Origin of the sequence: Pseudomonas sp. BIC9C (genome assembly GCF_034541995.1) — a bacterium.
In the GTDB taxonomy this organism is placed as follows: Bacteria; Pseudomonadota; Gammaproteobacteria; order Pseudomonadales; family Pseudomonadaceae; genus Aquipseudomonas; species Aquipseudomonas fluorescens_CC.
This window is the reverse complement of record NZ_JAWDGM010000003.1, coordinates 23,015-35,046: the sequence shown is the minus strand read 5'-3', so window position 1 is coordinate 35,046 and position 12,032 is coordinate 23,015. Positions and strand designations below refer to the sequence as shown.

Annotated in this window: 9 protein-coding genes and 1 pseudogene; 1 reads left to right on the top strand and 9 read right to left on the bottom strand. The window is 60.3% G+C overall.

The genetic code is table 11. The features are described from left to right. The first annotated feature begins 369 nt into the window (after window positions 1-369). Complete coding sequence (gene leuA, locus RS887_RS14780) at window positions 370-2,049, top strand: 2-isopropylmalate synthase (RefSeq protein ID WP_322615942.1); 1,680 nt, start codon at window positions 370-372, stop codon at window positions 2,047-2,049. A 202-nt stretch (window positions 2,050-2,251) separates the two neighbouring features. On the opposite strand, the pseudogene RS887_RS14775 reads toward leuA, so the two are convergent. The 9 genes and pseudogenes from RS887_RS14775 to pilW all read right to left on the bottom strand — a co-directional run bounded on the left by RS887_RS14775 (window position 2,252) and on the right by pilW (window position 12,026). Continuing rightward, window positions 2,252-3,042, bottom strand: a pseudogene (locus RS887_RS14775) (amidohydrolase). Then, window positions 3,030-4,178, bottom strand: a complete 1,149-nt coding sequence (locus RS887_RS14770; protein WP_322615941.1) for a pyridoxal phosphate-dependent aminotransferase — start codon at window positions 4,176-4,178, stop codon at window positions 3,030-3,032. Before RS887_RS14770 ends, RS887_RS14775 begins: the two are co-directional and overlap by 13 nt. A 122-nt stretch (window positions 4,179-4,300) precedes the next feature. Further along, window positions 4,301-5,773, bottom strand: a complete 1,473-nt coding sequence (gene der / locus RS887_RS14765) for a ribosome biogenesis GTPase Der (protein ID WP_008020269.1) — start codon at window positions 5,771-5,773, stop codon at window positions 4,301-4,303. Window positions 5,774-5,981: 208 nt separating this feature from the next. Continuing rightward, window positions 5,982-7,133, bottom strand: coding sequence for an outer membrane protein assembly factor BamB (gene bamB, locus RS887_RS14760; protein ID WP_322615940.1), 1,152 nt, complete (start codon window positions 7,131-7,133; stop codon window positions 5,982-5,984). Then, a complete protein-coding gene (locus tag RS887_RS14755; protein ID WP_085715819.1) occupies window positions 7,126-7,767 on the bottom strand; it encodes a YfgM family protein in 642 nt (213 codons plus the stop codon). Before RS887_RS14755 ends, bamB begins: the two co-directional genes overlap by 8 nt. 41 nt (window positions 7,768-7,808) lie before the next feature. Beyond that, the gene (hisS, locus tag RS887_RS14750; protein ID WP_322615939.1) at window positions 7,809-9,098 is read right to left on the bottom strand and encodes a histidine--tRNA ligase; all 1,290 of its coding nucleotides are present in this window, start codon (window positions 9,096-9,098) and stop codon (window positions 7,809-7,811) included. Between the two features lie 37 nt (window positions 9,099-9,135). Next, on the bottom strand, window positions 9,136-10,245 hold the full coding sequence (gene ispG / locus RS887_RS14745; RefSeq protein ID WP_003185136.1) for a flavodoxin-dependent (E)-4-hydroxy-3-methylbut-2-enyl-diphosphate synthase: 1,110 nt from the start codon (window positions 10,243-10,245) through the stop codon (window positions 9,136-9,138). 3 nt (window positions 10,246-10,248) lie between these two features. Beyond that, on the bottom strand, window positions 10,249-11,268 hold the full coding sequence (locus RS887_RS14740) for a RodZ family helix-turn-helix domain-containing protein (protein ID WP_322615938.1): 1,020 nt from the start codon (window positions 11,266-11,268) through the stop codon (window positions 10,249-10,251). After that, entirely contained in the window at window positions 11,268-12,026 is a 759-nt protein-coding gene (gene pilW, locus RS887_RS14735; protein WP_322615937.1) for a type IV pilus biogenesis/stability protein PilW, read from the bottom strand. The genes RS887_RS14740 and pilW overlap by 1 nt, the downstream gene beginning before the upstream one ends. Window positions 12,027-12,032 lie beyond the last annotated feature (6 nt).

The following is a 12,032-nucleotide window of genomic DNA, read 5'->3' as shown; positions in this document are numbered from 1 at the left end:
TCAGTCACCAGAAAAATCCAGGGCTGCCCCCAACCTCGCGCCCCCAGAAATCTTGCTTTACTCAATTGCGCACCGCCCAAACCTCGCGCAAAAAACAAGATCACCGCAACCATTTAAAGCAATAAAATCTCGATAAACACTCGCTCACGAGTATTCCTCTCAATTTTTTCCGACTGCTTGCCAACCTTCACCCCCGCGGTTAGGGTTGAAGGCATGAAAACCTCTCACACCCTCATTCAGCTCCGCCAGCACCGCAGCCTGTGCCTCGTCAGTGCACGACTGCCGGGCTGAATCGTGGTGCCTCGTCCAAGAACTTTTTGATCCACCGGCAGGCCGCCTTTTTTCGGCCCACACAATAAGGATTTCCTGATGAGCATGCTCAAAGACCCGTCTTCGAAATACCGCGCGTTCCCGACCATCGACATTCCGGATCGCACCTGGCCATCGAAAACCATCACTGCCGCGCCGATCTGGTGCAGTTCCGACCTGCGCGACGGCAACCAGTCGCTGATCGAACCGATGGACGCCGTCAAGAAGCTGCGTTTCTGGAAAACCCTGGTGCAGGTCGGCGTGAAGGAAATCGAAGCGTCGTTCCCGGCCGCCTCGCAAACCGACTTCGACTTCGTTCGCACCCTGATCGAAGGCAACCACATCCCGGATGACACCACCATCCAGGTGCTGACCCAGGGCCGTGAAGACCTGATCGCGCGCACCTTCGAATCCCTGCGCGGCGCGAAGAAAGCCATCGTTCACCTGTACAACGCGACCTCCCCTTCCTTCCGCCGCATTGTCTTCAACCAGGACAAGGACGGGGTCAAGGCCATCGCCGTAAGCGCGGCCAAGCTGTTCGTCAAATATGCCGCGATGCAGCCTGAAACCGAGTGGACTTTCGAATACTCGCCGGAAACCTTCAGCGCCACCGAACTGGAGTTTGCCAAGGAAGTCTGCGACACGGTGATCGAAGTCTGGAACCCGACGCCCGCGCACAAGATGATCCTCAACCTGCCGGCCACGGTGGAATGCGCGACCCCGAACATCTATGCCGACCAGATCGAATGGTTCGGCCGTCACATCAACCGTCGTGACAGCGTGATCATCAGCCTGCACACCCACAACGACCGTGGCACCGGCGTTGCCGCCACCGAACTGGGCCTGATGGCTGGCGCCGACCGTGTCGAAGGCTGCCTGTTCGGCAACGGCGAGCGCACCGGTAACGTCGATCTGGTGACCGTGGCCCTGAATATGTACACCCAGGGTCTCGACCCTGAACTGGACTTCTCCGACATCGACGGCGTGCGCAAAGTCGTCGAAGAGTGCAACCAGATCCAGGTGCACCCGCGTCACCCGTACGTCGGCGACCTGGTGCATACCGCGTTCTCCGGCTCGCACCAGGATGCGATCCGCAAGGGCTTTGCCCAGCAGAAACCGGATGCATTGTGGGAAGTACCGTACCTGCCAATCGACCCGGCCGACATCGGCCGCAGCTACGAGGCGGTCATCCGCGTCAACAGCCAGTCGGGCAAGGGTGGTATCGCCTACCTCCTGGAACAGGAATATGGCATCAGCCTGCCGCGTCGCATGCAGATCGAGTTCAGCCAGGTCGTGCAGCGTGAAACCGACCGCCTGGGCCTGGAAATGACCGCCCAGCAAATCCATGCACTGCTGCACAGCGAGTACTTGCAGGCCAACACCCCGTATGCGCTGGTCAGCCATCGCCTGCAGGAAGAAAACGGCCACAGCGCCGTTGAAGTGGAAGTGGCCAGCAAAGGCCAGGGCGAGACCAACCTGCACTGGCGCGGCAAGGGCAACGGCGCCCTGGAAGCGCTGGTGGCCGGCCTTCCGGTACCGGTGGAAATCATGGACTACAACGAGCACGCCATTGGCGCGGGCACCAATGCCAAGGCCGCGGCCTACATTGAACTGCGTGTGAACGGCGAACGCGCGGTGCATGGCGTCGGCATCGACGAAAACATCACCACCGCCAGCTTCAAGGCCCTGTTCAGTGCACTGAACCGTTCGCTGAGCCAGCCGGAAGCGAAGGCGGCGTAAGCCACCGCAGAAATGCAAAAGGCCCCAAGGTGCGAACCTTGGGGCCTTTTTTTGCCTGCTTGTTTTTTATTGTCTGAACCGGCCCCTTCGCGGGCAAGCCCGCTCCCACAGTTGACCGTTGCGAACACAAGTTTTGTGTACACCCACATACCCTGTGGGAGCGGGCTTGCCCGCGAAGAGGTCCTGTCAGGCGCCGAAAAAACTAGGTGAACTCGAAGGTATCGGCATCCAGATTCGCCGGAAACCGCGTGCGGTACGCTGCCAGTTCCGCCGCATCCAGCACCACCTTGAACACCCCGTCAGCCTCTCCGGCACTGAGCAACGTCTCGCCCTGGAAATCCAGCACCTGGCTGTCACCGGTATAGGCAAAGCCTTTGCCGTCGGTCCCGATACGGTTCACCGCCGCCACATAACACAGGTTCTCGATCGCTCGCGCAGGCAGCAAGCGATTCCAGTGCTGGCGCCGGGCGCCTGGCCAATTGGCGGTGTACAGCAGCAGATCCGTGTCCTGGGCGTCACGACTCCACACCGGGAAACGCAAGTCGTAACAAATCAGCGGCCGCACGCGCCAGCCCTTGAGCTCGAACTGCACCTGGCGCTCGCCGGGGTGTAGTGGTTATGCTCACCGGCCATGCGGAACAGGTGACGCTTGTCGTAATGCAACACCTCGCCATCCGGGCGCGCCCACAGCAGGCGATTGCGATGACTGCCGTCGGCGGCCTGAACGATGACACTGCCGGTAATCACCGCATCGAGCCTCAAAGCCTGAGCCCGCAGCCATTTGCTGGTCGGGCCGTTTTCCGCTTCAGCGAGGGTCTCGGACTCCATGGAGAAACCGGTGGTGAACATCTCCGGCAGAATGATCAGGTCAGCGCCGCGAGCCTGTTCCAGCAATGGCTCGAAATGCTCCAGGTTGGCCTGACGGTCGTGCCAGGCCAGTGTTGTCTGAATCAGCGCAACGGTCAGTTTCGGCAATGCACTCAGATCACGCATAGTTTTTCCGCTGCTTCACGCAGGGTCTCCTCACGCTTGGCAAAGCACAGTCGTACCAGGCGCTGGCCAACCGGTGGCGCCTGGTAGAACACCGAGATCGGGATACTGGCCACGCCATGCTCGCGAGTCATCCACAGGGCCATCTCGACATCATTGAGGTCCGGGCGGATCTGCGAGTAATCGACCAACTGGAAATAGGTGCCGCTCACCCGGGTAAAACTGAAACGTGACGGCGCCAGCAGATCGCAGAACAGATCACGCTTGGCCTGATAGAAAGCAGGTAGCTCTTCGACGTGCTCAGGGTGCTCGGCCATAAAATCGGCCAAGGCATATTGCAGCGGCGTCACACCACAGAAATTGACGTACTGGTGCACCTTGCGCAATTCCGCCGTCAGGGCCGGTGGTGCGACCACGTAGCCGGTTTTCCAGCCGGTGACGTGGTAGGTCTTGCCGAACGAGCTGACCACGAATGCACGCTGGTACAGCTCTTCATGGGCCAGCACGCTGACGTGGGGCACGCCGTCATACACCAGGTGCTCGTAGACTTCGTCGCTGATCACATAGATATCGCGATCACGGATCAACGCCGCCAACTGGTCGAGTTCGGCACGGCTGATCAACGCACCACTAGGGTTGTGCGGGCTGTTGAGAATGATCATCCGCGTGCGCGGGCTCATTGCCTTGGCAAGCTTCTCGAAGTCGATACTGAAATCGTTCAGGCCCAGTTGCACGTGCACGCACCGACCGCCGGCCAGCTCTACCGAGGGCTCATAGCTGTCGTATGCCGGGTCAAACACGATGACTTCGTCGCCGCTGTGGATAACCGCCTGAATGGCACAGAAAATCGCTTCGGTCGCGCCCGGGGTGACCGTCACTTCAGTATCCACATCCATTTGCGCGCCATAGCTGCGGGCAATCTTCAGCGCAATCTGCTGACGCAACACCGGCAGCCCGGTCATTGGCGAATATTGATTATGGCCGCTGGCGATATGCCGGCCGACCGCATCGCACAGGGCCTGCGGGGCCGCGAAATCGGGAAAGCCCTGGGACAGATTGAGCGCGCCGGTCTGTGCCGCGAGCTGAGACATCTGCGTGAAGATAGTGATGCCGACATTCGGCAGCTTGCTGGTGATCATCGGTGGTTCCCTGCTCTACACCCGGCTCTACGGCGGCGCGGGGGAGTCCGAGGATAGCCCAAACGGCAGGCATGAAGAAGGGCGCCATCGGCGCCCTCTTCTTCCCACAGGAAAAACCGCAATCAGCGCTTGTCGCGACGCTTCTTGTCGGCCTTCTTGTGGTGCGACATCAAACGACGCTTCTTGTTGACCTGGCGGTCGGTGAGCGTGTTCTTGTTGCCTTCGTACGGGTTCTCGCCGCCCTTGAACTCGATGCGGATCGGCGTACCGACCAGCTTCAGGACACGGCGATACGTGTTTTCCAGGTAACGCACGTAGGACTTCGGCACCTTCTCGATCTGGTTGCCGTGGATCACGATGATCGGCGGGTTCGCGCCACCGAGGTGGGCATAACGCAGCTTGATCCGGCGGCTGTTGACCATCGGCGGCTGGTGCTCGCTGACCGCGTCTTCCAGGATCTGGGTCAGACGACTGGTCGGCCAACGGGTAACCGCAGACTTGAACGAGTTCTGTACCGACGCGTAGAGGTTGCCCACGCCAGTGCCGTGCAGGGCCGAGATGAAGTGGATGTCGGCGAAGTCGACGAAGAACAGACGACGCTGCAACTCGACCTTCACGAAGTCGCGCTCGCTAGGCGTCATGCCGTCCCACTTGTTGATCGCGATGACCAATGCACGACCGGCCTCAAGGGCAAAGCCCAGCAGGTTGAGGTCGTGATCCACCACGCCTTCGCGGGCGTCCATCACGAAGATCACCACGTTGGCGTCTTTGATCGCTTGCAGGGTTTTGACCACGGAGAACTTTTCGACTTCTTCGTGGATCTTGCCGCGCTTGCGCACACCGGCGGTGTCGATCAGCGTGTACTTCTCGTCGTTGCGCTCGAACGGGATGTAGATACTGTCGCGGGTGGTGCCGGGTTGGTCGTAGACGATTACCCGGTCTTCGCCGAGCATGCGGTTGACCAGGGTCGACTTGCCGACGTTCGGCCGGCCGATGATCGCGATCTTGATCCCGTCTTTTTCGCTTGGGCCAGGAATGCGCTTGGCTTCCTCGCCTTCGGCGACGATCTCTTCCTCTTCGCCTTCCTGCGGCTCGTCATCGTCTCGCGGGAATTCACTCAGTGCCGCTTCCAGCAACTGGGTGATACCACGGCCGTGGGCGCCGGCGATCGGGATCGCATGGCCCATGCCCAACGGGGCGAATTCGGCGCGGGCCATTTCCGGGTCGATGTTGTCGACCTTGTTGGCTACCACGTGAGAGCGCTTGTTACGTTTGCGCAAATGCTCGGCGATCATCTGGTCGGCGGCGGTAAAACCGGCCTTGGCATCTACCAGGAACAGAACGACATCCGCTTCTTCGATGGCCAGCAGCGACTGCTCGGCCATCTTTTCGTCCATACCATGCTCGTCACCGGAGATACCGCCGGTGTCGATCAGAATGTAGGAACGCCCTTGCCACTTGGCCTCACCGTACTGGCGATCACGGGTCAGACCGGACAAGTCGCCAACGATGGCGTCACGAGTCCTGGTCAGGCGGTTGAACAAGGTGGACTTGCCGACGTTGGGTCGGCCAACCAGGGCGATTACGGGAACCATGCGGCTCTCCACTTCGTTATTTCAGAAAATACAAAAGCCGCTGCGAGGCAGCGGCTGGTGCTCGGGACCATCCCAGGGCATGTATTTGTAGGAGCGAGCCCTGCTCGCGAAAAACGCATGGACACCGCGTTTATCCAGGGAGCCACCGTTTTCGTTGGCGCCCATCGCGAGCATGCTCGCTCCTACAGTTAAACCCCAAGCATAGTCGTTACTTGATGGTCAGGGCTTCCAGTTTGCCGCTGTTGCCATACACATAAATCGTGTCACCCACCACCAGCGGACGGGCACGCAGGCCGTCGCTGTCGATGCGCTCGCGGCCGACGAAACGACCGTCCACCTGACTCAGCAGGTGCAGGTAACCTTCCAGGTCACCGACTGCAACGTAGCTGGAGAACACTTCCGGAGCCGACAGTTGACGACGGACCAGCGAATCGTTGCTCCACAAGGCTGTGGTGGAACGCTCGTCGACGCCTTCAACGGTACCCGAAGACAGGGTCACATAAACGGTGCCAAATCCTTGGGCGACACCGGCGTAGCTGGAAGCATCACGCTGCCAGAGCTGACGGCCGCTTTGCAGGTCCAGAGCGGCAACGCGCCCCTGATAGCTGGCGACGTACAACGTCTCGCCCGACAGCAGCAAGCCACCGTCGATATCGACCACGCGCTCCAGCTCAGAGCGACCTTGCGGGATCGCTACGCGCTGTTCCCACACCGGTACGCCGTTGGAGATATCCACGGCAACCACTTTACCGGTCGACAGGCCAGCCACCGCGAGGCGGTTGGTCACGATCGGCGCACTGGTACCACGCAGGGTCAGTACCGCAGGGGTGCTGTCATAGATCCAGCGACGATTGCCGGTCGAAGCATCCAGGCCGATCAGACGATCGTCCTGAGTCTGCACCACTACAACGTCACCGTTGTTGGCTGGCGGCGCCAGCACTTCACTGGACACGCGAGCGCGCCACTTTTCCTCACCGTTGATGGCGTCCAGGGCAACGATTTCACCCTTGAGCGTACCGATGGTGACCAGACCGTAACCTACGCCAACGGCGCCGGAGACAGGCAGCTCAAGATCTTTCTTCCATTTGACGTCGCCTGTGTTGCGGTCCATCGCCATCAACACGCCAGTGACGTCGGCGGCATAGATGGTATCGCCATCGATGGCCGGAACCAGCATGTTGTAGGTTTCGCCCTGACCGTCACCGATCGAACGACTCCACTGCTTGTGCAGAACCACTTCTTCCTTGAAATCGACCAGTTCGGCCGGAGGCAGTTCTTTTTTGCTGTTGCTGCTGCAACCCGCGGCCATCAAGGCCAGAGCCAGCAATGCTGCATGCTTCCAACGAATCACGTCACGCATCCCCTTTGGCCAGGTCGTCCAGCTTGATTTGCAGGCCACCGACCGCCGCTTCGTCCGACAGTGCCGCCTTGGCTTTTTGATACGCCGCGCTCGCCTCATCGGTACGACCCAACTGCACCAGCAGGTCACCCTTGAGCTCTTCACGAGTGGCCAGGAAGGCCTTGTCGGCATCGCCTTCGAGCAGCTTCAGTGCTTCGTCGGCCTTGTTCTGCGCACCGAGTACCTGGGCCAGACGCTGACGGGCGATTTCGCCCAGCGCCGGGTTGGCCGGCTTGTCGACGATGGCTTTCAGCTCGCTGGCCGCGTCGTCCAGCTTGCCGCTGTCGACCGCCACTTTGGCGACGAACAGGCTGCCGTACTGCGCATAGGCGCTACCGCCGTACTCGCTGTTGAGCTTGCCGGCCAGGTCCGAAACACGGGCCGCATCAGGCTTGCCGTCAGGCGTCAGCGTGGTTTCGAGCAATTGCTGATAGAGAATCGAGGCGCCTTGCGACTGATTGCTCTGATACTTGTGGAACGCCTGCCAGCCGAACACGATGACCAGCGCAAACAGGCCGCCAGTCACCAGGGGCTTACCGTTGCGTGACCACCATTCCTTCAATTCCGCCACATGTTCGTCTTCGGTACTCGACACCCCAATACTCCTTAATCGCTAATTCGGCTGTTTGGACAGCTTCAACCCTGCACGACGCAGGTGGCCAGGTGTGCTGCAAGCGCATCCCAGGCAATGCTTTGTTGTTCGCCCTGGCCACGCAGGGGTTTGAAACCTACCACTTGCTGGGCCATTTCGTCGTCACCGAGGATCAGCGCGTACAGTGCCCCGCTCTTGTCGGCTTTCTTGAACTGGCTTTTGAAACTGCCGGCGCCGGCATTCACTTGCAGGCGCAGGTTGGGCAACTGATCACGAACGCGCTCCGCCAGGGTCAGGCCGGCAAGTTCGGCGGCTTCACCGAAGGCGCAGAGGTAGACGTCGACCTGACGGGAGATCTCTTGCGGGATCTGCTCCAGGGTTTCCAGCAACAGCACCAGGCGTTCGATGCCCATGGCAAAACCAACGCCGGCGGTCGGCTTTCCGCCCATCTGCTCCACCAGACCGTCGTAACGGCCGCCAGCGCAGACGGTGCCCTGGGCGCCGAGTTTGTCGGTGACCCATTCGAAAACGGTCTTGCTGTAGTAATCCAGCCCGCGAACCAGCTTCGGGTTGATCACGTAAGGAATGCCGGCGGCGTCCAGGCGAGCCTTGAGGCCCTCGAAATGCACGCGGGATTCTTCGTCGAGGTAGTCGGCCATTTTCGGCGCATCGACCAGAATCGCTTGAGTGTCAGCGTTCTTGGTGTCGAGAACCCGCAGCGGGTTGGTCTTCAGGCGACGCTGGCTGTCTTCGTCCAGCTTGTCCATGTGCCCCGACAGGAACTCGACCAGTGCTTCGCGATAACGGCCACGGGACTCGCTGGTGCCCAGACTGTTGAGTTCGAGCTTGACCGCATCGCGGATGCCCAGTTCGCCCCACAGACGCCAGGTCAGCACGATCAGTTCGGCGTCGATGTCCGGACCGTCGAGGTTGAACACTTCGACACCGATCTGGTGGAACTGGCGATAGCGGCCTTTCTGCGGACGCTCGTGGCGGAACATCGGGCCGATGTACCAGAGCTTCTGAACCTGGCCACCGCCGGTGATGCCGTGCTCCAGCACTGCGCGCACACAGGCCGCCGTGCCTTCTGGGCGCAGGGTCAGGGAGTCGCCGTTGCGGTCGTCGAAGGTGTACATCTCTTTTTCGACGATGTCGGTCACTTCACCGATGGAGCGCTTGAACAGTTCGGTGAACTCGACGATCGGCATGCGGATCTGCTTGTAACCGTAGTTATCCAGCAGGCGCGAAACGGTGCCTTCGAAATGACGCCAAAGGGGAGTCTGTTCGGGCAGGATGTCGTTCATGCCACGAATGGCTTGCAGAGACTTGCTCACATTAAATCCTTAAATTCGTTCGGCTCTTCAGTCGGGCTCAGCCACGCGCAATGACGGCAGCGTCGGCTTCGACCTTTTCGGCCGCTTTCTGGCGGATCAAGCGTTCAAGCTCATCCACCAGATTGTCATTCGTCAGCTTCTGCGACGGCTTGCCGTCGATGTAAATCAGGTTTGGCGTGCCGCCGGTCAAGCCGATATGGGCTTCCTTGGCTTCACCCGGGCCGTTGACCACGCAACCGATCACCGCGACATCCAGCGGCACCAGCAAATCTTCGAGGCGCCCTTCCAGCTCGTTCATGGTCTTGACCACATCGAAATTCTGCCGCGAGCAGCTCGGGCAGGCGATGAAATTGATGCCACGGGAACGCAGGTGCAGGGATTTGAGAATGTCGTAACCGACTTTCACTTCCTCGACCGGGTCGGCCGCCAACGAGATGCGGATAGTATCGCCAATCCCTTCGGCGAGCAGCATACCGAGGCCCACGGCGGATTTCACCGTACCGGAACGCAAACCACCGGCTTCGGTGATGCCCAGGTGCAGCGGCTGGACGATTTCCTTGGCCAGCAGGCGATAGGCTTCGACGGCCATGAACACGTCGGACGCTTTCACGCTGACCTTGAAGTCCTGGAAGTTCAGGCGCTCAAGGTGCTCGACGTGACGCAAGGCAGACTCGACCAGCGCCGCCGGGGTCGGCTCGCCGTATTTCTTTTGCAGGTCTTTTTCCAGGGAACCGGCGTTCACGCCGATACGGATCGGGATCCCGCGGTCACGGGCGGCATCGACCACTGCGCGCACGCGGTCTTCGCGGCCGATGTTGCCCGGGTTGATCCGCAGGCAATCCACACCCAGTTCGGCTACACGCAACGCGATCCGGTAGTCGAAGTGGATATCGGCAACCAAGGGTACTTTGACCAACTGCTTGATCTTGCCGAAAGCTTCGGCGGCGTCCATGTCCGGTACGGAAACCCGCACGATATCGACGCCGGCCGCTTCAAGGCGGTTGATTTGCGCGACAGTGGCCGCGACATCGTTGGTGTCGCTGTTGGTCATGCTCTGCACAGCGATAGGCGCATCGCCGCCAACAGGCACGTTACCGACCCAGATCTTGCGAGATTCGCGACGTTTGATTGGAGATTCGCCGTGCATGACTTATTGACCCAACTTCAGGCGAGCAGTCTCGCCACTGGTGAAAGGAGCGACATCAACCGGCTGGCCGTTGTAGCTGACCTGAGCGCCGCGGGCAAAGCCCAGACGCACGGCAAACGGTGGTTTGCCATTGACTGCCAGGCTGTCGCCTTTGCGTTTGAGACCGCTGAACAGCACCTTGCCGCTGCCGTCGGTCACTTGTGTCCAGCAATCGGCGGTGAACTGCACCTGAACCTGGCCTTGACCGGCTACCGGCGCGGTTACCGCTGGAGCAGGAGCGACAGGAACTACAGGTGCAGTCACCACCGGGGCCGGGACGACAGGAGCTGCCGGGGCCGGAGTTGCCGGGGTCACTGGTGCTGAATTGTGAGCGGGTGCGGCTGGTGTGGCTGGCGCTGCCGGGGTGGCTGGCGCAGTCGCCTGAGCTTCCACCGGTGCTTCAGCCGGCGTCTCGGCCTGTGGCAGCGCGAGGGCAGTTCCGCCTTCGGTCTGACCTTCCGCGACGGCCTGGTCTTCCGGCTCGTCCAGAGGATGAATCTGTGTCGTACCGTCGGCGCCTTCGACTTCAACGTGCTCCGGTGCCAGGCCGATCAGGTCCTTGGTGCGCATCGAGGTCTGGTCCTGCCACCAGACAAAACCGCCACCGATCACCGCGATCAGCAACAGCAGGCTGACAATGCGCAAAATGGTGTGGGAAACCCGGACCGGTTCTTCGATACGACCCAGGCTGTGAACACTGCTGCCCTGGGCATCGGAACCGGTGGATTGATCGAACTGCTGGACCAGAACCGCCTGGTCCATGCCGAGCAACTTGGCATAGGCACGAATATAACCACGGGCAAAGGTATGCCCAGGCAGCTTGTCGAACGCGCCGGCTTCCAGATTGCTCAGGGAAGTGGTTGTGAGGTTGAGCTTGAGGGCCACTTCGGCCAGCGACCAGCCATTGCTTTCGCGAGCCTGGCGCAAAGTCTCACCGGGGTTAACGCGATTCGCTGCTACAACTTCGGGATGCGCCGCTTTCATCATTGCTCCGACAGGTATTGCTGATATTCCGGTGTACCGGGATAGAGTCGTTTTAGTTGCAGGCCTTTACTGGCGGCCTTGTCGCGATCATCAAACACTGTTGCCAGCCGAATGCCGAGCAATAGACTACGTGCATTTTGCTCGGCAAGCAGGCTAAAACGATCGTAGTAGTCACGCGCGGGCACATAATGCCTGTCTTCGTAAGACAACTCAGCCATTTCCAGCAATGCGCGAGGTTGTTGGCGGTTCAGGCGCAGGGCTTTTTCCAGTTGCTGCCGGGCCAGCTCACGTTCTCCCAGCATTGAAGCGGTCATGCCAAGGTTTTCGAATACCCGTGAACGTTCAGGATACAGGGTATCGGCGGCGGCTTGTTCAAAGCGCTCGTAGGCTTCCTTGTAACGCTTCTGCTCGAACAGAAAACTGCCGTAATTATTGAGGATTCGTGCATCGGCGGGACGGGAAGACAGTGCCTTGCGAAAATGCTCGTCGGCCAGTTCCGGCTCCATTTCCGCCTGGAACACCAGCCCCAGCGCCGCGTTGGCATCAGGGTCCGCGCCATCCAGTTCCAGGGCCTTTTTCAGCGGGACCTTGGCGCGCTCGGTCATACCTTGTTGCAAATACCCGATACCGAGCTGCACATAGGCCTCACGCGCTTCATCACGGCCCTTGCTGGTCTTCATCGGGTTGTAGTCGCCCGAAAGCACACAGCCAGCACACAGGCTGGCCAACAGCAAAAGCAGCGCAAAGCGCAGGGACATAGAGAT

Excerpts from the sequence above, each read along its gene's own strand:
- leuA (WP_322615942.1), top strand. The coding sequence starts at position 370 with ATGAGCATGCTCAAAGACCCGTCTTCGAAATACCGCGCGTTCCCGACC.
- RS887_RS14770 (WP_322615941.1), bottom strand. The coding sequence starts at position 4,178 with ATGATCACCAGCAAGCTGCCGAATGTCGGCATCACTATCTTCACGCAG.
- der (WP_008020269.1), bottom strand. The coding sequence starts at position 5,773 with ATGGTTCCCGTAATCGCCCTGGTTGGCCGACCCAACGTCGGCAAGTCC.
- bamB (WP_322615940.1), bottom strand. The coding sequence starts at position 7,133 with ATGCGTGACGTGATTCGTTGGAAGCATGCAGCATTGCTGGCTCTGGCC.
- ispG (WP_003185136.1), bottom strand. The coding sequence starts at position 10,245 with ATGCACGGCGAATCTCCAATCAAACGTCGCGAATCTCGCAAGATCTGG.
- RS887_RS14740 (WP_322615938.1), bottom strand. The coding sequence starts at position 11,268 with ATGAAAGCGGCGCATCCCGAAGTTGTAGCAGCGAATCGCGTTAACCCC.
- pilW (WP_322615937.1), bottom strand. The coding sequence starts at position 12,026 with ATGTCCCTGCGCTTTGCGCTGCTTTTGCTGTTGGCCAGCCTGTGTGCT.